Origin of the sequence: Novosphingobium pentaromativorans US6-1, assembly GCF_000767465.1 — a bacterium.
GTDB lineage: Bacteria > Pseudomonadota > Alphaproteobacteria > Sphingomonadales > Sphingomonadaceae > Novosphingobium > Novosphingobium pentaromativorans.
Map to the genome: position 1 here is coordinate 1,030,884 of NZ_CP009291.1, position 22,150 is coordinate 1,053,033.

The 22,150-nt window shown below is 59.5% G+C and carries 22 protein-coding genes and 1 pseudogene; 15 read left to right on the forward strand and 8 right to left on the reverse strand.

Translation table 11 applies throughout. From position 1 onward, the window contains the following. Positions 1–22: 22 nt before the first annotated feature. The 5 genes from JI59_RS25580 to JI59_RS04795 are packed head-to-tail and all read right to left on the reverse strand — an operon-like array spanning position 23 to position 4,315. Complete coding sequence (locus JI59_RS25580) at positions 23–1,087, reverse strand: copper resistance protein B (protein ID WP_007013919.1); 1,065 nt, start codon at positions 1,085–1,087, stop codon at positions 23–25. Continuing rightward, positions 1,087–2,832 carry a copper resistance system multicopper oxidase gene (locus tag JI59_RS04780; RefSeq protein WP_038575551.1) on the reverse strand — a complete coding sequence of 582 codons (1,746 nt, stop codon included), beginning with the start codon at positions 2,830–2,832 and terminating at the stop codon, positions 1,087–1,089. Before JI59_RS04780 ends, JI59_RS25580 begins: the two co-directional genes overlap by 1 nt. 56 nt (positions 2,833–2,888) lie before the next feature. Then, positions 2,889–3,449, reverse strand: a complete 561-nt coding sequence (locus JI59_RS04785; protein WP_038575553.1) for an RNA polymerase sigma factor — start codon at positions 3,447–3,449, stop codon at positions 2,889–2,891. 6 nt (positions 3,450–3,455) lie between these two features. Beyond that, positions 3,456–3,899, reverse strand: a complete 444-nt coding sequence (locus JI59_RS04790) for a periplasmic heavy metal sensor (RefSeq protein WP_038575554.1) — start codon at positions 3,897–3,899, stop codon at positions 3,456–3,458. Beyond that, positions 3,896–4,315 carry a hypothetical protein gene (locus JI59_RS04795; protein ID WP_138921424.1) on the reverse strand — a complete coding sequence of 140 codons (420 nt, stop codon included), beginning with the start codon at positions 4,313–4,315 and terminating at the stop codon, positions 3,896–3,898. Before JI59_RS04795 ends, JI59_RS04790 begins: the two co-directional genes overlap by 4 nt. Before the next feature lie 100 nt (positions 4,316–4,415). On the opposite strand from JI59_RS04795, the gene JI59_RS04800 reads away from it, so the two are divergent. From JI59_RS04800 to JI59_RS04855, 12 genes are all read left to right on the forward strand, one after another. After that, positions 4,416–4,865: a DUF411 domain-containing protein gene (locus JI59_RS04800; RefSeq protein WP_038575559.1), complete on the forward strand. Its 450-nt coding sequence runs from the start codon at positions 4,416–4,418 to the stop codon at positions 4,863–4,865. A gap of 155 nt (positions 4,866–5,020) precedes the next feature. Continuing rightward, on the forward strand, positions 5,021–5,317 hold the full coding sequence (locus JI59_RS04805) for a hypothetical protein (protein WP_007013913.1): 297 nt from the start codon (positions 5,021–5,023) through the stop codon (positions 5,315–5,317). Then, positions 5,314–6,723 (forward strand): MBL fold metallo-hydrolase RNA specificity domain-containing protein, encoded by a 1,410-nt coding sequence (locus tag JI59_RS04810; RefSeq protein ID WP_238532569.1) that lies wholly within the window; start codon positions 5,314–5,316, stop codon positions 6,721–6,723. The genes JI59_RS04805 and JI59_RS04810 overlap by 4 nt, the downstream gene beginning before the upstream one ends. Next, positions 6,720–8,231: a thymidine phosphorylase family protein gene (locus tag JI59_RS04815; RefSeq protein ID WP_007013911.1), complete on the forward strand. Its 1,512-nt coding sequence runs from the start codon at positions 6,720–6,722 to the stop codon at positions 8,229–8,231. The genes JI59_RS04810 and JI59_RS04815 overlap by 4 nt, the downstream gene beginning before the upstream one ends. After that, entirely contained in the window at positions 8,228–9,157 is a 930-nt protein-coding gene (locus JI59_RS04820; RefSeq protein ID WP_202946093.1) for a ribose-phosphate diphosphokinase, read from the forward strand. Before JI59_RS04815 ends, JI59_RS04820 begins: the two co-directional genes overlap by 4 nt. Positions 9,158–9,180: 23 nt before the next feature. Continuing rightward, on the forward strand, positions 9,181–11,544 hold the full coding sequence (locus tag JI59_RS04825; protein WP_007013909.1) for a copper-transporting P-type ATPase: 2,364 nt from the start codon (positions 9,181–9,183) through the stop codon (positions 11,542–11,544). Positions 11,545–11,636: 92 nt separating this feature from the next. Continuing rightward, on the forward strand, positions 11,637–11,801 hold the full coding sequence (locus JI59_RS04830; RefSeq protein ID WP_007013908.1) for a DUF2933 domain-containing protein: 165 nt from the start codon (positions 11,637–11,639) through the stop codon (positions 11,799–11,801). A 209-nt stretch (positions 11,802–12,010) separates the two neighbouring features. Further along, on the forward strand, positions 12,011–13,354 hold the full coding sequence (locus tag JI59_RS04835; protein WP_007013907.1) for an APC family permease: 1,344 nt from the start codon (positions 12,011–12,013) through the stop codon (positions 13,352–13,354). A 149-nt stretch (positions 13,355–13,503) separates the two neighbouring features. Beyond that, the gene (locus JI59_RS04840) at positions 13,504–13,920 is read left to right on the forward strand and encodes a potassium channel family protein (RefSeq protein WP_038575565.1); all 417 of its coding nucleotides are present in this window, start codon (positions 13,504–13,506) and stop codon (positions 13,918–13,920) included. Between the two features lies 1 nt (position 13,921). Next, a complete protein-coding gene (locus JI59_RS04845; RefSeq protein WP_007013905.1) occupies positions 13,922–14,497 on the forward strand; it encodes a DUF305 domain-containing protein in 576 nt (191 codons plus the stop codon). Continuing rightward, on the forward strand, positions 14,494–14,991 hold the full coding sequence (locus JI59_RS04850) for a DUF6692 family protein (RefSeq protein WP_007013904.1): 498 nt from the start codon (positions 14,494–14,496) through the stop codon (positions 14,989–14,991). The genes JI59_RS04845 and JI59_RS04850 overlap by 4 nt, the downstream gene beginning before the upstream one ends. Positions 14,992–15,125: 134 nt before the next feature. Beyond that, the gene (locus JI59_RS04855) at positions 15,126–15,791 is read left to right on the forward strand and encodes a c-type cytochrome (RefSeq protein ID WP_138921423.1); all 666 of its coding nucleotides are present in this window, start codon (positions 15,126–15,128) and stop codon (positions 15,789–15,791) included. Between the two features lie 328 nt (positions 15,792–16,119). On the opposite strand, the gene JI59_RS04860 is transcribed toward JI59_RS04855, so the two are convergent. The 3 genes from JI59_RS04860 to JI59_RS26675 are packed head-to-tail and all read right to left on the reverse strand — an operon-like array spanning position 16,120 to position 20,034. Continuing rightward, positions 16,120–18,852 carry a cation-translocating P-type ATPase gene (locus JI59_RS04860; RefSeq protein WP_007013901.1) on the reverse strand — a complete coding sequence of 911 codons (2,733 nt, stop codon included), beginning with the start codon at positions 18,850–18,852 and terminating at the stop codon, positions 16,120–16,122. Between the two features lie 11 nt (positions 18,853–18,863). Beyond that, positions 18,864–19,874 carry a sodium:calcium antiporter gene (locus JI59_RS04865; protein ID WP_007013900.1) on the reverse strand — a complete coding sequence of 337 codons (1,011 nt, stop codon included), beginning with the start codon at positions 19,872–19,874 and terminating at the stop codon, positions 18,864–18,866. Positions 19,875–19,881: 7 nt separating this feature from the next. Further along, positions 19,882–20,034 carry a hypothetical protein gene (locus tag JI59_RS26675; protein WP_203226082.1) on the reverse strand — a complete coding sequence of 51 codons (153 nt, stop codon included), beginning with the start codon at positions 20,032–20,034 and terminating at the stop codon, positions 19,882–19,884. Positions 20,035–20,334: 300 nt separating this feature from the next. On the opposite strand from JI59_RS26675, the pseudogene JI59_RS27565 reads away from it, so the two are divergent. The 3 genes and pseudogenes from JI59_RS27565 to JI59_RS25585 form a co-directional block, all read left to right on the forward strand. Continuing rightward, positions 20,335–20,706 (forward strand): annotated as a pseudogene (locus JI59_RS27565) (IS21 family transposase); the annotation flags it as partial. Positions 20,707–20,780: 74 nt separating this feature from the next. After that, positions 20,781–21,014, forward strand: coding sequence for a hypothetical protein (locus JI59_RS26680; protein WP_138921422.1), 234 nt, complete (start codon positions 20,781–20,783; stop codon positions 21,012–21,014). A 52-nt stretch (positions 21,015–21,066) separates the two neighbouring features. Continuing rightward, positions 21,067–22,077, forward strand: coding sequence for a universal stress protein (locus tag JI59_RS25585; protein WP_007013896.1), 1,011 nt, complete (start codon positions 21,067–21,069; stop codon positions 22,075–22,077). The last annotated feature ends 73 nt before the right edge of the window (positions 22,078–22,150 follow it).

Sequence of the window (22,150 nt, forward strand, 5' to 3'; positions counted from 1 at the left end):
GCCTATGGCTTCACAATGCGCCTCAGAACCACAAGCGAATGCCAACCACATAGTTTGTCACGCTTGGATCTTCTCCGGCAGCTCTGGCGTAATCGGCGCTCTTGCCCACCTTCCATTCCTGTTCAACACCGATATAGGGCGCAAACTCGCGCACAAACTCATAGCGCAGACGCAGGCCCAGCTCGGCACGGTCGAGGCCAGCACCGATACCGAGCTCAGGTATGTCCTGGGCCGACAGACTGAGTTCTGCGCGAGGCTGGAGGATCAGGCGCTGGGTAATACGCTGGTCCAGCTCACCTTCGATCCGCGCGGTGATGTCGCCCTTGTTTGAGACAAACGCTGCCGCATCAAGTTCGAAGAGATATGGCGCGAGCCCTTGCACGCCTATGACCGCGTGCGTCCGTTCGGGGCCAGTCAAATCCTGTCGAACACCAGCCTGAATATCCCACCTAGGTGCGATCGCATGGCTCCAGAGGGCCTGAACTTCCGCAGATTCCGGTTTCTCGCCGAAGTTGCCCTCGCCCTCACTCTTGAACCAGAACTTGTCGATATCGCCGCCATAGTAGCCCTGTACATCCCAGAGATAACCGTCCTTGCCTTCTCGCGCCCGATACTCGGCTCGATCAGCCTGAAACCAGTAAACAGGCACGCCGCTGACCTCACGCACGACGGACGCGCGCGACGCAGCCATTTTGTCCGCGCCAACAAATTCGTCTGCCGCAAATGCCGGGGCAGAAAAGGCTTCGGGCGGCGGTGGCCCCGCCGGTATCGGTGACTGATCGACCATCGATGCATGGTCCATTTTCGAAGCGTCCATGGGCGCTTCCTGTCTGGGCATGGGCACCGAACCATGATCCATTTGTGAATGAGCCATCGGTTCCTGGTCGACGGGCATATCCATTTTCCCGTGCTCCATTTCGCCGTGTTCCATCGCGGAATGGTCCATGACCTCCTGTTGTGCCGCTGTCGTTGTAGCAGCTGGGTCTGCAGGCTCTACCTGAGCGGCCGTGGCATGGTCATGTTGCTCCGCCCAGCCCGGCGCGGACAACGCAAGCAAGGGGAGCGAGAAGAGGATGGCGCGCTTCATCAGCCTTCTCCTCCATCGAGCGGCCGGACAGTGACGACCTGAAACATGCCGGTGTGCATGTGGTATATGAGGTGGCAGTGGAATGCCCAGTCGCCGGGTTCGTTGGCGGTCAGGTCAAATTGCGCACTACCGCCGGGCTGGACAATCACCGTGTGCTTGCGTGGCTGATGCATGCCGGGCGCCCCATTAACCAATTCAAAGAAATGCCCATGCAGATGGATCGGGTGCGCCATCATCGTATCGTTGACGAGCTTGACCCGGACTCTCTCATTAAAGGCAAAACGAATTGGGTCGTCAGTGACGGCGGAGAACTTCTTGCCGTCGAATGACCACATGTAGCGCTCCATGTTTCCAGTAAGATGAATCTCCTTGAGCCGGGTCGGTTGCCGCATATCCGGATTCATGCGCGCCGCTACGAGCTGCTTGTAGGTCAATACGCGATGCCCAACGTCCTTCAGACCGGTGCCCGGGTCGCCCATCCGGTCAACCGGGTTCATCGCCACCATGTCAATCCCGGGACCCACCTTGACATTGGGCGGAAGCAGGGACGTGTCGCGCATGGACATGGAGCCCATATCCATTGCGCCGCCAGCGGAGGCTTCGCCGTGATCCATGCCAGTCATAGATCCTGCCCCGCCCTGACTCATCCCCATGTCCGCCATGGTCAGAAGGGGCGGATCGCGGAGCGGCGGAACTTGCGCGCGCAGGCCGGGACGACTGGTCAGCATCGCCAGCCCCATGCCCGATCGGTCCATCGCCTCAGCGACAATTGTGAAAGCATCGCCAGCTCCGGGCTCGACGATGACATCATAGGTTTCCGCATTACCGATCTGAAATTCGTCAACCTCGACAGGGCGGACATCCTGACCATCGGCGGCAATGACGGTCATTGCCAGCCCCGGTATACGGACATTGAAAAAGCTCATCGCCGCACCGTTGATGAATCGCAGGCGTACCCGCTCGCCCGGCCGGAAAGCGAACTCCAGCCCGTCCTCGGGCCCGTGGCCATTGAGGAGATAGGTGAAGAGCGGCGCGGATACGTCCGAGATATCGGTCGGCATCATCCGCATGCGCGCCCACATCCGCCGCTCCGCACCGCTCAGTGGATAGTTGTCGGTCGCGGTGGTCTTCTGGAAGTTGAAGGGCGCATCGGCCACCTTCAGTTTTTTCATGATGGTGTGCGGATGCATCGGCGACCAGTCAGACAGCATGACCACATAGTCCCGGTCATAGCTATGGGCCTCCTCCCCGGCCGGATCGATGATGATCGGGCCGTAATGACCCATCGGTTCCTGCAGCGTATGCGCGTGCCACCAATAGGTCCCCGCCTGACGGATCGGGAATTCGTAGCGAAATCGCTCACCCGGCTCGACCGCAGCCATGGTAACGCCCGGCACGCCGTCCATCAGAAAAGGCACCAACAACCCATGCCAATGGATCGAAGTGCCCATCGAACTGTCGTTGACGAGATCGACGACCAGGTTCTGGCCCTCTTTCAGCCGCAATAGCGGTCCAGGAATTGTCCCGTTGACGGTAACGCCGGGTCCGCGACGAGTCCCTGTCGTAAACATGGCGTCCGCGACTGTCATCGTCTGGTAGTCACCTGAAAGGACGTCACTTCCGCGGCGGGCGAGAGTCCCGTCCAGCGTCCCGCGCGCCCAGGCAGGCATTGCGCCCACGAATCCCAGAGCGCCGAGAGAAGCTGTGCCGGCGGTCAAAAACTTTCGTCGATCAATTGATGTCATTTGCTATCTCTGGTCTGGCTGTTCTGGTTAATCTACGAAGGAAAACAGTCCGCCCCTCAAAATTTCTCGAACTTTTCCTTGAGAGAGTTTCGGGCGCGGTAGATGCGGGTTTCTACGGCCTTTTCACTGATGCCGAGAATTTGGGCAGCTTCGGCCTGGCTGTAGGATTCGAGCGCTACGAGCACAAATGGCTCCCTGAACTTTTGGGGAAGGAGGGATATCTCCCGTTTTACCCTCGCGAGCTCCTGACGGCTTACGAGCTCTCTCTCCTGGCCGGGACGATCATCAGGGATAACGTAGTCTTGCTCGCTGCCATCGATATGAAAGAACAATGCGAGCCTCCGCCTGCGCAGGCCATCGCGGCACTTGTTCATCGTGATGGTCGCAAGCCATGGCCCCAGGGGACGCTTCTGATCGAATTGTCGGAGTGCTAACCAAGCCGCCGCCAAAGCATCTTGCACAGCATCTTCGCCATCGGCCGAGTTGCCCATCATCCTCTCGGCCAGGACCAGCAGTCCGGGCGCGTAGTGGCGAGCAAGCTGGTCAAAGGCCGCACGGCCTCCGATCCTGGCTGATGCGACAATCCGCTTTTCATCTTCTAGCGTTTCGCCCCGCACGCCGATTCATTCTCGGGGTTCGCTGGTAAGGGCACTTCCAACCTGTCGGTCGAAGGCTTCCTGCTGCCTGGCGTTCAGCAGTGCCCGCATGTCGAAGACATGGCGGACAGTCGCCTTCTGAAGGTCACCCATTCTTTCGTGGACTGCATCGATCGCGGTACCGACCTTGGGGCCGTAGCGATGTTCATCATCCATCGCAGCAGCAAGCCCGGCATTGGCAGCTTGAAGCGACAACTCCAGGCGCCTCTTCTCAATCGCGAACTGAGCCTCAAGCGCTTCGAGGCGCGCATCCTGCTCGGCTGTCAATTGCAGCTCTTCATGGACGAAAGCGTGCAGACCCGCGCGATCGCTCTCCTCATTGAGCCAATGGTTCGTCGCAACGGCGCCTATGGATCCAGCAAGAATTGCAAGGATGAGGAGCGCGAGGACATAGAGCGGCGACAGTTTCATCGGCTGATATGCAACAAAGCTGCGGGGGACAGGTCGGCTCCTTCAACGATCGCATAGCGATGCTTTTGTGCCGCCGCTGGAACCCCGGTCGTCGCCATGCCCGCCCCAAGCCCGAGAGCAACAATACAAAACGCCGCCATCATTTTGTGCCGCGACTCTCTACCCTGCTGGAGTCGGCCAATCCGCTCCCAGATACCATCGTAAAACTCGGGAACGATGCTCTCCGGCATATTCTCAAGCGCTAGCTTCTGAAGAAGCCTATCGATTTCTCTATCGTCCATGACCCAGATCAATGCCGATTTGTTGCTGGTATTTATCATACGCAGGAATTGCACTGACCCCTCGAAAATTTTTCTTGAGGGATTTGCGCCCGTCATTCGTAGTTGATTCAGAGGCACCTGAAGCTTGAGGCCCAAAACCTCTTGACCTTCTGTGCAAGCAGTCTCTGATCTTCCGTGATTAGACCCATGGAGGATGAGCAAAAGTAGCGGCTTCGGAAAAGGGGTACGGCACCGAATGAGACGAGCAGTAAGAAAATATGCGGCAGGTGTGCTGCTAACCACGTTGGCGGCCTGCACGAATGTTGCGCAGGCGACCAGCTATACCATGCACCGCGATCCGCAATGCGGGTGCTGCGAAGCCTGGGCGGACCATGTCAGCGACAATATGGACGCCCGGGTGGCGACAGTGGACGAACCCGATATGAGCGCCTTCAAAGATGCGCAAAATGTACCGCAAGATTTGCGCTCATGCCACACTATGATCGTGTCGGGTTATGTCATTGAAGGTCATGTTCCCGCCGACGCGATCGCAAAACTACTCCGCGAGCGGCCGCAAGGCGTGGATGGTCTGGCGGTTGCCGGGATGCCACTTGGCTCTCCCGGAATGGAAATGGGCGCACAGCGACAGTCTTATGAGGTCATTGCCTTTGGAGACGCAGGACGCAGGGTCTTTGCAAGATACTAGCTCAACTGCCGCGTGAGGCGTTCCAAGAGGAAAGCCGTTGAAGAGCAACAAACAGCAATAGGCCAGCGGCAGGAACCGGAAAATTCTGAAATCCTGTCCTGTCCGAGTATCCATCGGCAATATTGCCTGGTTGAACCGAAGCAGGAGGAGATAGCATGTCTGAAATATCGATCGGGCGCGGCATCTGGATCTGGGGGTGGACGCTCAGTCTTTTCGTGCTGATCAGCTATCTTCTGTGCGTCGCCTTCGGCCTGCTCGTTCCGGGCCGGTTTCATATGGTGGAAGCCTGGGCTCCGCTCTTGCCAGGCTTCGAATGGCTCACTGTCGAGGGATTTTTAGCCGGTGCAGTCGGAAGCTTCCTTTACGGGTGGTACGCTGCACTTCTACTGGTCCCGCTGCACCACTTTTTCGCTCGAAGGTCCGCGGGACCGGACACATCCCGCGACCGTTGAAACGAGGACGGGAGCAATTAGAAATGGGATCAAGCAACGACGCTACTTTACAATTTCTGGGCGCCACCGGAACGGTGACCGGATCACGCTATCTGGTAGAAAAGGGCGGTCGGAGAATCCTCGTCGATTGCGGACTCTTCCAGGGCTACAAGCAACTCCGGTTGCGCAATTGGAATCCCTTCCCCATCCCGCCGCAATCGATCGACGCGGTGTTGCTCACCCACGCACATCTGGATCACTCGGGCTATCTTCCGGCGCTGGTACGTGATGGGTTCAGGGGAAGGATACATTGTACGCCCGCGACGGCCGAGCTTTGCGGACTTCTGCTTCCCGACAGCGGCCACCTGCAGGAAGAAGAGGCGCGCTATGCCCGCAGGAAGAGCTATTCGAAGCACAAGACCCCTTTGCCGCTTTACACGCAGGACGACGCGAACCGTGCGCTCGAGCAGATCGACGCTGTCGACTTCGGCAACGAGCTGGAGCTGGGAGACGAGCTAGAGGCGCGTTTCATTCGTGCCGGACACTTACTCGGGGCGGCGCAGATCAGATTACAGGCAGGTTCTCGAAGCATCCACTTCAGCGGTGATCTTGGGCGCCAGACCGATCCCATGATGCGTGAGCCAAAAGCATTCGAAGGCGCGGACATTCTCGTCAGCGAATCTACCTACGGCAACCGCAAGCATCCGCACGTGGATGCGGCGCAGGAGCTTGCCGACGTCATAAATCGCGTCTCAAAAAGGGGAGGCGTCATCGTCATTCCCGCTTTCGCGGTGGGTCGGATTCAGGGCGTCATGTTGCAGATCGCGCGGCTGCGCAACAGTGGCGCGATCCCCTACGTACCGGTCTACCTCAACAGCCCGATGGGGATCAGTGCTACCGAAATCTATCATCGCTTTCACGACGAGCATCGCGTTTCCTGGGAAGACTGCAAGGCTATGAACGATGTGGCGGAGAGGGTCCGAACTGTGGAGGAGTCGAAAGAGCTGAACCGCCGCAGCGGGCCGCTTATCGTCGTCTCCGCCAGCGGAATGCTCACCGGCGGCCGCGTCCTGCATCATGTCGCCAGTTTCGGTCCCGATCCCAGGAACGCTATCGTTCTAAGCGGTTTCCAGGCTGGCGGCACCCGCGGCGCCGCGCTCGTGCGGGGCGAGCGCACGCTGCGCATATTCGGGCGTGAACTCGAGATCGAGGCAGAGGTCGTCGAGCTTGGAAGTCTTTCGGGTCACGCCGACGCTGACGAGCTAATCGGCTGGATGCGCAAGGCTCCTCCACCGAAGATGACATACGTGACTCACGGCGAACCAGAAAGTGCGGATGCCCTGCGCTTTCGCATCGAGCACGAACTCGGATGGCGCGCTCGGGTGCCCGAGCATCTCGAGCAAGTCAGCATGCAGAGTCCGGCATGAAGAAGGATGTACACTCGCTTGCCCTGACTAGAGCCGGTATCGACACCTATCGCCAGCCGGTCGTCTACATGCGGGAGGATTGCGACCTGTGCCGCGCAGAAGGTTTCTCGGCGCTGACAAAAGTCGGGATCGTTCTTGGTGAGCGCTCGATCGTCGCTGCACTGAACGTGGTCACCGCCGCCGATTGGCTCTCACGTGAGGACGCAGGCCTGAGTGAGGCTGCATGGCAAGCGTTGAACGCTCAAGACGGCGATCTTGCGACATTCTTCCATCCGGAACCGGCGCAGGCGACCTCTTCCATTCGCGCGAAGGTTTATGGCCAGCGACTTGACGCAGCGGCATGCCAGGCGATCGTTTCGGACACCATTGGCCATCGTTTATCCGATCTCGATCTGGCCGCCTTCATTACCGCGTGCGCCGGCAATCGCCTCGACATCGACGAGACAATCGCTCTGACCCGTGCGATGAAAGAGGCTGGCCAGACTCTCGACTGGGGGCAAGGCCCTGTGCTCGACAAACATTGCGTCGGGGGTCTCCCGGGCAACCGAACGACGCCGATCGTCGTGGCGATTGTCGCGGCGGCAGGCTTTCGTATTCCGAAGACATCGAGCCGGGCAATCACTTCGCCTGCGGGGACGGCCGACACAGTGGAAGTCATGACTCCGGTCGCGCTGGATCTTGCGGCTATGCGCCGCGTCGTCGATTTGGAAGGCGGCTGTCTCGTTTGGGGCGGCAAGCTCGATCTCAGTCCGGCTGATGATCTCTTTGTCAGAATCGAGAGGCCGCTGGACTTCGACAGCGATGGTCAACTCGTGGCCAGCGTTCTGTCCAAGAAAGCGGCCGCCGGTTCGTCGCATGTGCTGATCGACATGCCCGTGGGTCCAACGGCCAAAATCCGCTCGCCCGAAGCGGCCCGTTCTCTCAGCCAACGATTGCTTGCCGTCGGCGATGCGCTCAATCTCAAATTGCTAATCCACCACAGTGACGGATCGGCACCGGTCGGCAGAGGCATCGGCCCGGCGCTCGAAGCGCGCGACCTGCTCGCGGTTCTGCGCCGCGATAAGCATGCGCCTCTCGATCTTCGCGAGCGTGCGCTCGATCTCGCCGGAGCGTTGTTCGACCTGATTGGCGATGACGCTCACCGTGGCCGTTCAAAGGCAGTCGAACTGCTCGATAACGGCGCGGCCGAAAGAAAGTTTTTCGCGATCTGTGATGCGCAAGGCGGATTTTCCGAGCCTGGCGCAGCAGCGCACCGCTTGCCGATCGTTGCGAGTTCCAGCGGCCTGGTTCGCGCCATAGACAACCGCCGCATCGGCAAGATTGCCAAACTGGCCGGTGCGCCGAATCGCAAGTTGGCCGGCGTTCTGCTCATGACCAAACCAGGAGTGCGCGTGGACCAGGGAGAAACCTTGTACGAGATCCACGCAGAAACCCCGGGCGAACTTGCCTGGGCGAAAGATTTTGCCATGGCAGGCCCTGAGCCTGTAATCCTTGAGAACCAGTCGTGAACACTGTGCTTGCCGCTTTTCCACAAATGGTCCCCTTGGGAGCGCAAATCGCCGCTGTTGCGGGTTTGCCATACTTCGAGATTGGCCTTCATCACTTCCCGGACGGAGAAAGCCTCGTCTCTTTTCCAGAGGAAATCGCCGGACGCGATGTGGCGATCCTGGCGACTTTACGCGATCCGGATACGCTCGCCCTTCCCATGCGCTTCGCGGCTGAAACCGCACGTGAACTGGGTGCCCGGCGCGTAGGACTAATCGCCCCTTACCTCGCCTACATGCGGCAGGACAGGCGGTTTGCGCCCGGGCAGGCAGTCAGTGCACCCCTATTTGCCCGTTTTCTCGAGCAAAGCTTCGACTGGCTGGTGACCGTCGATCCGCATTTGCACCGCATCGCCAATCTGCAGAATATTTTCACGATTCCGGCGCGGCGTGTGATCACGGCCCCCATCATTGCCCGCTGGATTGAAGACAATGTTCCCGATGCCATCCTCATCGGACCCGACAGCGAGAGCGAACAGTGGGTTTCTGAAGTAGCTGGTCTCGCTGGGCGCCCCCATGAGGTGCTGGCCAAGCAGCGTCACGGGGACCGCGAGGTCGAAATCAGCATCCCTACCAGCGCTGTGCTTCGCGGCGGGACCCCGGTGATCCTGGACGACATTGCGTCGTCCGGACGGACGATGGCCCAAGCCATCACGCGTCTCCTCGAGGCCGGGACGCGCGCGCCAGTCTGTATCGTAATCCACGCGGTGTTCGCCGGCGAAGCACAAGCAGACATCCGCGCCGCTGGCGCGGCGCGCCTCGTGACGACAAACAGTATTCCACACCCTTCGAATGCGATATCGCTGGCAGGCGCCCTGGCAGAAGCGATGACTACGCTGCTGCCGACTGCCGATTTTCCCCGCCGACGATCAGAAGGACCGGGGGCATGACCAATAAGAATGAGGTAACTGCCATGAACGATCACATTGAGCACGAAACGAAAAACGGCTCCGGCGATGTGGTCTTTACTTGCCCGATGCATCCCGAAGTACGGCAGACCGGCCCCGGCGACTGCCCCAAGTGCGGCATGCATCTGGTACCCGAAGATGCTGTGGAAGAGAGCGGCAAACATGCCTGTCACGGGCACGGTCATAGCGCAACGATTGCGCCTGCCGAGAAAGGTGGGCGCTACGACGAAGTTCCCCGGGACTATTCCGGCCCTGTCTATACCTGCCCGATGCATCCCGAGGTCCGGCAAGTGAAACAGGGATCCTGTCCGATCTGCGGCATGGGTCTTGAGCTCGAATCTGCCACGATGCAGGAAGAGGGGCCCAATCCCGAGCTCATTGATTTCACCAGACGGTTCTGGGTCGGTGCAATTCTGACTGTCCCTCTGCTCGTGCTCGCAATGGCACCGTATGTCGGCCTTTCGAGTATCCGCGCCTTTTTCGGCGATCGCACAGCCATGTGGCTGGAACTCGCGCTCGCCACTCCGGTCATCCTGTGGTCGGGCTGGCCCTTCTTCGAGCGTGGCTGGAACAGTTTCCGGACCTGGAACCTCAACATGTTCAGTCTGATATCGATGGGCGTTGCCGCCGCCTATTTGTTCAGCGTGGTCGCGCTTGTCGCGCCAGGGATCTTCCCGGATGGCTTTAGGGACGAGGAAGGTCACGTCGGGGTCTATTTCGAGGCAGCGGCGGTCATCGTCACGCTGGTTCTGCTTGGCCAGGTGATGGAGCTTCGCGCCCGCGAGGGAACGGGCAAGGCCATCAAGGCGCTCCTCGACATGGCGGCAAAGACCGCTCGAAGGATCCGCGACGATGGAAGCGAGGAAGAGGTGCCGCTTGAGGACGTCGAGGTCGGCGATCGTCTGCGCGTGCGCCCCGGCGACAAGGTCCCCGTCGACGGCATCGTCCTCGATGGCCGCAGCTCTGTCGACGAATCGATGATTTCGGGCGAGCCGGTCCCAGTCGAGAAGGTCTCCGGCGATCCTGTCACCGGCGCGACCATCAACGGAACGGGCAGTCTTGTCATCGAAGCGAGGCGCGTGGGGTCTGACACCATGCTCGCGCAGATCGTCGAGATGGTGGCCAATGCCCAGCGCAGCCGGGCACCGATCCAGAAATACGCCGATCGGGTCGCTGGGCTGTTCGTGCCCGCCGTTATGGGCGTCGCGGTTCTTTCTTTCATAGCCTGGGCCGTCTGGGGGCCTGTGCCTGCGCTTTCCTATGCCCTCGTCTCGGCTGTCGCGGTACTGATCATCGCCTGTCCCTGTGCGCTGGGCCTCGCCACGCCCATGTCGATCATGACCGCAACTGGCAGAGGGGCCCAAGCCGGCGTACTGATCAAAAATGCCGAGGCGCTGGAGCGGTTCGAAAAGATTGATACGCTGATCGTCGACAAGACGGGCACCCTCACCGAAGGCAAGCCCCGGCTCGTGGCCGTTTTGCCCGAAGCAGGCCACGAAGAGGTCCAGGTTCTGCGGCTTGCCGCATCGCTCGAGCGGGGATCGGAGCATCCCCTCGCCGAGGCGATCGTCAGGGGCGCGGAGGAGCGCGGAGTGCAAATGGCCGAGGCTTCGGAATTCGAGGCGGTAACCGGCAAGGGCGTCAGGGGCATGGTCGACGGCCGCCCTGTAGCTTTGGGCAACCTTGCGCTCATTTCAGATATGGGATTGGAGGCCTCGGCCTTTACCGACAAGGCCAATGCCCGCCGCGACGAAGGCGAAACGGTCATGTTTGTCGTGCTCGACGGCGCTGTCGCCGGACTCGTCAGTGTAGCGGACATGGTCAAGGAGACGACGCCGGCAGCCATCGAGGCGCTTCACCGTCTCGGTTTCCGGATCATTATGGCAACCGGCGACAACGAACGAACCGCGCGCGCGGTGGCCGGCCGGATCGGAATCGACGATATCCGCGCCGATGTGCTCCCACAGGACAAAGTCCGCATCATCGAGGAGTTGCAGGCCCAGGGACATAAGGTCGCGATGGCGGGTGACGGCGTGAATGATGCGCCGGCACTGGCGCAGGCTGATGTTGGCATCGCCATGGGGACAGGCGCGGACGTTGCGATCGAAAGCGCGGGCTTTACGCTGGTCAAGGGTGACCTCGACGGCATCGTCAGGGCCCGGCGGCTGTCGCGGGCAACGATGCGCAACATCAGACAGAACCTATTCTTTGCGCTGATCTACAATGGCGCGGGCGTGCCGGTCGCAGCGGGCATTCTCTACCCGTTCTTCGGCATCCTGATCGGTCCGATCTTCGCCGCCTTTGCGATGAGTGCTTCCTCCATCTCCGTCGTACTTAACGCACTGCGGCTGCGCAACTTGCGCTTCTAAGAGAGGACGATCCGATGCAGTCTCAACCGCGCAATCGCAATCTTCCACACCGATCCCGGCCCAGTACCAGCTTCTGGAAGTTGCGCGCAGGCGTGGCCGTCCTGTTCTTCCTTGCGGTTGGCGGACTGCTCCTTGCCTACGAGCACCGCGCGCATCTCTTTTCAGGCAGTAGCCTGCTGATCTTTCTCTTGCTGCTTTGCTCGCTCATGCACCTGTTTTTGCATGGCGGGCATGGTCATGGAGAACACGGGAAATGACCCACTATCCCGCTGCCTACGGCTTGTGGTTTCTGGTGTTCGGCCCGAGGTGCGTGCGCTTCGCGCGAATAGACGAGCAGAAAAGGCGGAATTCCTTTCCTGATGAAATCAGGAAGTACGCCACCCGCTCCCCGGCTCTTTTTCCAGGCCCCCGAGGGGGTTCGAGAGAGCTTTCTCCAGAGCCCATCTGCGGAACGGGGCGCAAATAGTTGGACCATACCGACGCCGATACGCACCAGGGCGGCCAAGCCGGCTATACGCCCGGATCGATTAGTTTGAGCGGTGCCGTCGCAATGGGCACGGGCGTCATGATCGGTGCGGGAATCTTCGCGCTGACAGGGCAGATCGCCGAACTGGCAGGACCGCTGTTCCCACTATCCTTCATCGCAGGCGCCCTGGTAACGGCCTTGGCGGCCTACAGCTACATCAAAATGTCGAACGCCTGGCCCTCATCAGGCGGGATCGCCATGATCTTGCAGAAGGCCTACGGTCCTGGCACCATCGCTGCAGCGGCATCGCTGCTCATGGCCTTGTCGATGGTCATCAACGAGAGCCTGGTCGCCCGAACCTTCGCCACTTATGCGCTGCGCCCCTTCGGTCTTGAACAAAACGGGGTTTTACTGGCCATAGCCGCACTTGCGCTGATCGTGTTTGCCTACCTGGTGAACGCGTCGGGCAATCGCTCGGTCAGCTTGTTCTCGCTGGTAATGTCGGCGATCAAGATCGGCGGGATTGCATTGTTCGCCATCGCCACAATTACATTCAGCGGGTTCGCCTCGGGTGCGTTTTCCGAGACCGCACGTTCAGCCGGCCCCCTCGATTTTGTTGCTTCGGTGGCTTTTTCAATACTCGCCTTCAAGGGCTTCACCACGATCACCAACAGCGGCGGCGAAGTCGTCAACCCCCATCGCAACGTCGGCTGGACCATCATGATCTCCATTGCGATCTGTGTGGTGACTTACCTCTTGGTTGCCGTTGCGGTCGGCTCGAGCCTGACGATCGCGCAAATTGTCGAGGCCCGCGACTATTCGCTTGCTGCCGCGGCCAAGCCCGGCCTGGGCCAGATTGGCTTCTACTTCACCGTTCTGATCGCCCTGACTGCAACAACCTCGGGCGTTATCGCGAGCGTCTTTGCCGTCTCACGGATGCTCACGATGCTGACCGAAATGAAGATGATCCCGCACAGCCACTTCGGCATGAGCGGGGGCATCCGCAGTCACATGCTCATCTACACTGTCGTCATTGCTGGCACCCTCGCCGTATTTTTCGACCTGTCCCGGATCGCCTCGCTCGGTGCGTTCTTCTATCTCGTCACGGATATGCTGGTCCATTGGGGCGTGTTTCGTCATCTGCGGCGTGAAATCGGCGCCAGAGCGTCTGTTCTTCTTTGCGCCCTTGCTGCCGATGCGATCATCTTGATCGCCTTTGCCGGAGTGAAAATCAGAACTGATCCCGCAATCGTGATCCACGCCGCAGCAGGCATGCTCGCCGTGTTTATCGGTGAGCGAGTGTTCCTGCGGGGAAAGAATAGTCCCGGCAATGGGACTGCTTGAATAATGTGCGCGATCAGATCGATTTTTAGACGAAGGCAGTATCTTATTATGATGGCACGGCTCCAGAGCCACGCAATTTCTCTGAGGGTGCTCTGGACGTATCGGGAGCGACTGCTTTTGCCTCGCAGTCAATCGGCCGAACGGCGGGTATGACGCTCGCCCTGCTCCTCGCCACGCTGCTGTTTCTCAGCTCGCTTGCTCTTCACCTTGGGATGATCCGCTGGGCTAAGCGTATTGCGCCACCTGACCAGGCGTGCAGTTTGACGCGCACACTGGCCGGCCAGCTCGTGGTGTTATTGAGCCATCTGTTAGTGGCCGGATTGTTCGCACTGGGTTTTGCTCTCGCTGCATCGATCGGTCTCGGCGGATTTGAGAAAGAAGTCAGCATGACCTCGATGGATTATTTTTATTTTTCGCTGATCAACGTCACAACTCTGGGTCTCGGAGATATTTATCCCACGGGGCACCTGAGGGTGGTCGCAGGCGTTGAGTCGCTAACGGGGTTTTTACTGATCAGTTGCAGCGCCCAGTATGTTTACAAGCTGATGAGCAAACAGGAGACGTAAAATGGCCCAAAGTCACGATCAACATAAGGAAGCTGGGGCTGGTGAAGACTACGCCCGCTTCATGGCGATGATCGCGACGTCAACAGTCGTGATGTTCTTCCTGATGTATGCAAACACCTACAGCGCCGACCACATCTTCTGGAGCGAAACACGTTTTTGGATGGCGTTTGTCATGGGTGCGGCAATGATGGTGATCATGCTGCTGTTCATGTGGTCGATGCACAAAAACAGGACGAAGAACTTTATCATCCTCAGCGTTGCCGCCGTGGTGTTCTCGCTCGCCCTGTGGCTGGTCCGCAGCCAGGAGACGATCGACGACGTCGAATACATGCAGGCAATGATCCCGCACCACTCGATCGCGATCATGACCAGCGAACGCGCGCATATCCGAGATCCACGGACACGAGAGTTGGCGAAGGACATCATCATCGCGCAGCGACGTGAAATCGCCGAGATGAAGTATCTGATTGAAGACATTCAGAAGAATGGTGTGAGAACAGGCAAGCGCATGCCCCGTCCGACTCAAACGCAGGCGGCGGTGCCGATTGTCAATCCGGTAGAGGAGAATTCCCAATGAACCGCCTCGCAACGTCTTGGGTCCTTACCGCAGCCTTCGCTCTCGGGGCCTGCAATCAGAACTCGGCCCCCGGCAATGACAAGGAAGCTAAGCTCGATCCGGCGCTGGCGCCGGCTCAGAAGATGGGCGCTGCCGAAGCGCTGTCCGGAATTGCCACCGGAGCAATCCAGCCCGAGACAATGAGCGACGCCGACGTCGCAAGTCTGGGCGGCTTGGCGGGCAAATGTACGATCCGGCTCACTGCGGTCGGCTTCCCCTCTTTCCTCTATGACGAATCCCAGAGAACCGGCGTAATCAAACTCAATGGTAAACTGATTCCACTTGCCTCGGTGGACGAAGGTGTTTTCCGGGACGGCGACCTCAAGGTCACGCTGCGGGCTGTCGACAAAGACTTTGGAGATGATGGACGGCGCGAAGCAGAGATGATCATCATGCTGCCACAAGCAGAAGATGAACTTGGCTTTCGCGGATATGAGGTCTGTCCCAGAACCTGAATTGCCACTGCTCTTTTCAGGCGCGCGTTTCCGCAAGGAAGCGGCGCACGAAGAGAGCGGTTTGTAGGGTTCCAAAGGGCCCGGATTTGTATTGAACCTGCGGCTCAAAACAGATCGCGGAAGGGAGAGTGACCATGGCACGAAAGACAGCAAGGGAGCATTTACCGAGTCTTACGTTTACGGCAGTTCTGCTCGGCGTATTGCTTCTGGGCGGAGCGGCGTTCGTATATTTCGGCATATACAATATCGCTGCCGACGATCCGCATACTCCATTTGTCTATTCGGTTCTCGATGACGTTCGGGACCGCTCCATCGAATCTCGTGCCGCCGACATCCAGGCTCCGGCTGATCTTTCGTCGGCGGATCGGATTGCGAGAGGCGCTGGCCTTTATCAGGAAATGTGTGTCAGCTGCCATCTTGGACCAGGTGTCGAGCCAAGCGAATTGAGCCAGGGCCTTTATCCCCAGGCGCCGAAATTGGCCGGCCAAACCGATCACTCCCCCGGCGAGCTCTTCTGGATTATCAAGCACGGCGTCAAGCTCACGGCTATGCCAGCCTGGGGCAAGTCCCATTCTGATCCGCTGATCTGGGATATGGTCGCCTTTGTCGGCAAGCTGCCGGGGATGTCGCCGGCTCAGTTCCAGGAGACCATCGCCAGCGCGCCGGCCGGGCACGACGAAATGATGGAGATGGGGTCGGACCACCACACAGAACAACAGGCGATAGAAACCGGCCCTCGGCAAGCGCAAGACGCAGTCGATCACGAAGACGCGGAGGGTTCGGCGCCGCATGGACATTGATGTGGCCCAACCATGAACTCCACTGCGCATGTCGCGGTCATCGGCGGCGCCTCGACAATTGAACGCAGGACGCGAGTTCAGCTCTTTTGTCAGGACCAGAGCTAGCGGATTTCCCTCTCGGCCAACGGCATCATGCCGAAAGGCCGGACGCGCAAGACGCAGCGTGACATGTTACCCAGACGATCATTCCGATCGACAATGAGCTGCCCGACCTTTGCCCAGATTCGGGCTTCGCTCTCGGCGGTCTATGACATGGCCAGCGCTTCGCAGATTCGGATGAAAACTTGTTCGTTCGCGAGCAAGACGGCCCAAACAATCTGAATGACGTTTACGGGGCGGCGGGCTGCGGTGTGATATGTCCGCCCTGCAGTTCGTCGAACCAGCCCAGCCTGCGCATCAGCAGTTTCTCGCATTCCAGAAGAAGCATCATTCCGATCCCCGCGACAATGATTGAGCCGAGTTCGAAGATCGATAGCGGCCTGCTTTGAAAGATGTCGTTCATCACCGGTAGGTAAGTAAAGACCAGTTGAGCCAGGAGCACAATGCCCACGGATATCAGCACCGCTTTAGTGCCCAGTATTCCACGCCAGCTGAAGGAGCTTACATGCAGATAGCGGACGTTGAACAGGTAGAAGATTCCCGCCACTACCAGCATGTTGACCACCATGGTTCGCGCGGTTTCCAGGCTGCGATCCATATCAAGAGCCACAAAGAAGACGCCAAGTGAGAGGCCGGCGAAGAGGAATGAAACCAGAATCACCCGCCACAGCATGAAGGATGAGAGCAGCGGCGCATCGGATCTTCGCGGCCGACGCTCCATCACTCCGCGCTCCGATGGCTCGAAGGCCAATGCCAAGCCCAGTGCGCTATCGGTGACGAGGTTGATCCACAGGATTTGCGTGGCCGTCATCGGCAAGGTGAAACCCACGAGAATCGCAAGGAGCACTGCAACAGATTCGCCGCCATTGGTCGGCAAAGTCCAGGCGATCAGCTTGCGGATATTGTCATAGACCGTACGGCCCTCGTGAACCGCAGAGACAATCGACGCGAAATTGTCGTCGAGCAGCACCATTTTAGCCGCTTCTCTTGAGGCTTCGCTGCCCTTCTGGCCCATGGCTGTGCCGACATCGGCCTGTTTGAGCGAAGGAGCATCGTTAACCCCGTCTCCCGTCATGGCAACAATGTGGCCCTGCGCCTGTAAAGCCTTGACGATGCGCAGCTTGTGCTCGGGGCTGGCCCTGGCGAAAACCGATACCTTGTCTACCGCATTGCGCAGTTCCTCCTCGCTGAGCCGCTCCACTTCGGTGCCGGTCATCGCTTTGGGCTCATCGGCGAGCCGAAGCTGCTTGGCGATCGCCAGCGCCGTGGCGACATGGTCGCCCGTGATCATCTTAACGTCTATTCCCGCTCGCCTACATTCGGCCACCGCATCCTGGGCCTCCTCGCGAGGCGGGTCGATGAAGCCGACAAGGCCGAGTGGTTCGACGCCGACCGTCAGGAGATCCGGGTTGATCGCGTCCTCCGCATCGTCCACCCTCTTCACTGCAAATCCGAGCAAGCGCTCGCCGGTCGCCGCCGCGGCAGAAATGCGCGTCTCCCATTCTTCGTTCAATCCCGGCTTGCCGATCATGCGCAGCACGGCTTCGGGAGCACCCTTAATGAACACGACATGCCCACCCTCCGGCGATCTGTGCAGCGTCGCCATGTAGCGATGCGACGCGTCGAAGGGGATCTCGTCGACTCGCGGCCATTCACCGCGCTCGCGTTCGGGATCAAGTCCCGCCTTCATCGCGAAGGCGATAAGCGCACCTTCCATTGGATCGCCCTCGACCGACCAGCCTTTCTCGCCTTGGTCGAGCCGCGCATCGCCGCACAAAAGACCGCCACGAGCGAGCTCCCGCACGGCTGGGATGGCATCTTCCAGACCGCCCTGGGTGGTACTCAGCTCTCCTTCGGGTGAGTAGCCGGAACCACTGACCTGAAGCTCCGTCTCGCCAGCAAACACCCGGCGGACCATCATTTCGTTGCGCGTGAGTGTTCCAGTTTTGTCGGTGCAGATCACCGACACCGCGCCAAGCGTCTCCACAGCCGGCAGCTTACGGATCACGGCGTGGCGTGCTGCCATCCGCCGCACGCCGATGGCGAGCGTGATGGTAATGACCGCCGGTAGGCCCTCCGGAATCAGGCCTACGGCAAGCGCCACCACCATTATCAGCGCTTCGCTCCATTCGAATTGCCGCATCCAGATCAGGAAGCCGAAAAGCAGGACCGCTCCCACCAGTATTACCCGGGTGAAGCGGGTGGCGAAGCGGTTGATCTGCCGAAGCAGCGGCGTAGAAAGCTCAGTCACTTCCTGCAGCATGCCGCTGATCTTTCCGATCTCGGTCGCCCGGCCCGTGGCGGTCACAACCGCTGTCGCCTGGCCGGTCTTTACCAGAGTGCCCGAAAAGACCATGCTGCTGCGGTCACCCAGCGCGGCCTCGGCCGGCACCGCGGTCGAGGCCTTGTCCGCGGTGAGCGATTCTCCGGTCAGCAGGGCTTCGTCCACCGACAGCGCGCGGGCCCGCACGATCCGCGCGTCGGCTGGCACCTTCTGCCCGGCTTCCAGTATCACAATATCGCCGGGCACAAGTTCCGCCACCTGAACGCTCGTTTGCTGTTCTTCCCGTTTGACTGCCGCCTGGTGCGAGATGAGATGTCCGATGGCGCGCAGGGCCTGCTCGGCCTTGCCTTCCTGAACGAAGCCCACAATGGCGTTGACCAGGACGACCATGGCGATCACCGCGCCATCAATGATGTGCCCGAGCATGAATGAGGCGAGTGCCGCGGCCAAAAGGAAATAGATCAGGCCGCTGTTGAATTGCGCCAGAAAGCGGCGCACCGGACCAATCCTAGTAGGTTCAGGAAGGCTATTGGGTCCCCAGGTCTCAAGTCTGCGCCGCACTTCCTCGCTGCTGAGCCCATCCATCCGGCTTTCAAGACGGGCAAGGCTTTGATCTGGGGAAAGCGCATGCCAATCGGCCGTCTTCGAAGGGGTCGATGAATTGCCGGCAGTGTTCACTTTGACCCCTATCAATGCCCGTACAGGTAGATGGCGTAGGAACTCAGTAGATAAACGGCGAGAAGTGACAGGCTGATCCAGCCAAGGAACCCGAAAAATCGGTTGCCGGGCCTATATAGCAGGCCGACGATGCACAATCCCGCCATGATTGAGGCCGCGAAGGCGGTCACCGCATGGGCCGGCGAGACGACGGCGAAGAACGAGTCCTGCGTATAGGCTAGGTCGTCGAGGGCGATGACCAGTATCGCGAAGAGATTGCTGCCGAGCAAATTGCCAATCGCCATGTCAGCCATTCCCATCCTCAAGGCGCTGATGGTGACGATTAGTTCAGGAAGCGATGTCGCTGCGGCAACGAGCAGAGTGCCGACAAAGCTGGTTTTCCATCCCATGACTTCGGCGATTTCGAGCCCGACGAAAGGTAGCCACGCTCCAGTTGCTCCAATGACGGAAGCTGACAGTATATAACGGATGAGTGCACGCTTCAGCGAAATGCCTACTTCTTCCTTGTCCTGCACTGGAGTGATCCGCTCGGGACGACGCTCATAGAAGAAGGCTGCGCGCATCGCCACGGCGTAGAGCACAAGGAGGAGTGGAGAATATACGCTGACATGACCGATCCGGAAGTTGAGGTCGCTACGAGCAATCAGTACCAGCGCCCCAACAAAGCTGATCAGAATGATCCCGAAGCTCGCGGTAAGGATATGGCCCTGGTCAATGCGCCGCCAGACTGGCGTATCGCGTGACAGAGCGTCGAGCAGCGCTAGCATGACCAGATTAAAGATGCAGCTTCCCAGCGCGTCGCCCATCGCGATGTCCGGCGCATCGGCGATGGTGACGGCGCTGATACCAGTGAACAGTTCTGGCAGGGATGTCGCGGTCGCCAGCATGACCAGCCCAACCCATGAAGCCGACATCCCGGTAAGTTGCGCGATTGCCTGGCCGCTGCGAGTCAGGACCGGTCCGGCCAGTCCGATCGCGAGGAGACAGAGGCCAAATTGGCCCCAAGGGAGAACGAATTGCATCAACAATTCATGGTCGCAAAGATAGCGTCTTGCGGCGCTTCGGTGCGAGCGCGAACAAGCGATCGATGGCTTTGGCAAAGACAAAGTCTGTACCCGGGGTCAGCTCCGCTGCGGAGCCCGCAGCCATTGCCAAGCGGAAGACGTCGACCGTCGGATTCATGGTCAGCGTGGCTATACTCTTCATGCAGATGGTCCATTTCGTCGCGCTGGTGAAGGATTGACATTACGCAATGAGATTTCTCTAAATCATGCGTCAATTCAGTTCCAGAATTGACTCCTCGTTGTAGCATTCGGATCCAAGAGCCGCTTTGCCTCTGGCCGTCGCTCTTGGATCCGGTCACGATCCATCTGTGAGGAAATTGCGCGGTTCGGCGCGGCCGAACGCTTCGATATTCGAAACAGTAGTTTCGATGATCCGCCGGCTAGCGGCTAGGGTATTGTGCGCATTGTGGTGCGTGACAATCACCTTACGGTGGCGAAGATAGGCCATTTTTCGTTGCCGGCGGGCTATACCCGAACGCAGCCGGCCGCCAAACCCAAGCTTGGGTCCACTGCTGCCCGCAATCAATGAGATCCTGGATTCGGACCGGGTGGCGCCGATAAAGCACCGGCATTCAGCGAAGCAGTCTTGAGCGGCTACGCGACGAGCATAGCTTCCGCGGTGGCTACACGGCGGTGAAAGAATATGTTCGGCTGTGGCCGGACGCGCGAGCGGGAGAAGTTCGTGCCGCTGGTGCACCCGCCGGACCACCCGCAGGCCTATTTTGGCGAGGTGATGGGCGTCATGGGCGGGGTGCGCCAAAGGCTCCGCTTCTTCTGCATGGATTTGCCGTAGTCGGATGCTTGCATCGTGAAGGCGAAACCAGCGGAGACGACCGAGGCGATTTCCGTGTGCAGGAGAGCATAATGGGCAAGAAGGAAGCCACCGCGACAATGGCCGAACTAGCATCTAAATGGCAGAAATTTCGCGAATCTGCCTGGCTTGGTGTAAGAAATCTCAGCCGCATGCGTCTGATAATAGTGAGTCCGCAGTGGGGCGTCCGAGCCATGAAATTGAAGCTTCGACAAAGGCATCATCCAATCACGTTGCCGCATATCGAATTGCGGTTGCGTGATCATCGCCACGATCGTCGGCTGTAATGGAACACGAACTTAATTCACTGACGCGCGTTGATCAATAAGGAGGCCCACCATGCAGACGTCCCGCGCCATTCCCCTTCATCCGGATGTCCATAATGGCAGCGGGCCAAGCCGGATCGTTGCCTGCATTGATCATACCGGGATTTCCGATCATATTCTTCCGCACGCCTTCGCCATGGGAGAGGCGCTCGGCGCGCCGGTCACGCTCTTGCAGGTTTTGGAGGCCCGGACGACGCAGGAGTTCCGGCCCGATCCGATAGAATGGGACATCCGCCGCCGCGAGGTGCGCGGTGTGCTAAAAAAACTGGCTGTGGCGCAAGATGAAGGTGCAGCCACCTATAATGTGGAACTGGTCGAAGGCGATTGTGCGGACGAGATCAACCGCTGGACGAAAGGAAAGCCGGAAACCCTGATCGTACTCGGTACGCGGAGTCGATGTGATAAGGCCAAATCGGGGCTCGGCAGCACGGCACGCAATGTGATCGAAGGCGCTACGGGTCCAATTCTTCTCGTTCCCGTTGCATCCAGATATGACCCGGCTCCTCGCTATCGCCGCTTGCTGGTCCCGCTCGACGGTTCATCTTGGGCAGAAAGCGTTGTCCCGCTCGCCGTCCGCATCGCTCGGGCATTTGATGCCGAACTTGTGCTAACTCATGTCGTGTCAGCACCCGAGTTAACCGGAAACAGCCCTCCCGAGCCTGAAGATATGGAACTGCGCGAGGGCATCGTGAGGCGCAACACACGGGCCGCAAACGCCCACCTTGATCGGGTCCGCAGATATATTGCCGACCAGGGCCAACGGGTTCGCGTCGTCTGCGTCCGCGGTGACGATGCACGGGTGAGTCTCGCCCGGTTGGTTCAAAGCGAGGGTGCCGATCTCGTTGTTCTGTCGGCACGTGGTCAGGGAGCACGTCGCGTTTCCGATATGCCCCATGGCACGGTAACCACTTATCTGACAACGCACTCGCCTGTCCCGATGCTCATCTTGCAAGCTGGTGGCCGTTATGAGCCACCGGAGGAGGAGCGTAATGGCCCCTATTCGCGCGAGCCGCAGATGGTATGACGGGTCAGGACGTAGACCCAATAGAGCCGGTAGAAACTGCTGCGCGGGACCTTGCGGAATGCCATTGTCTCGC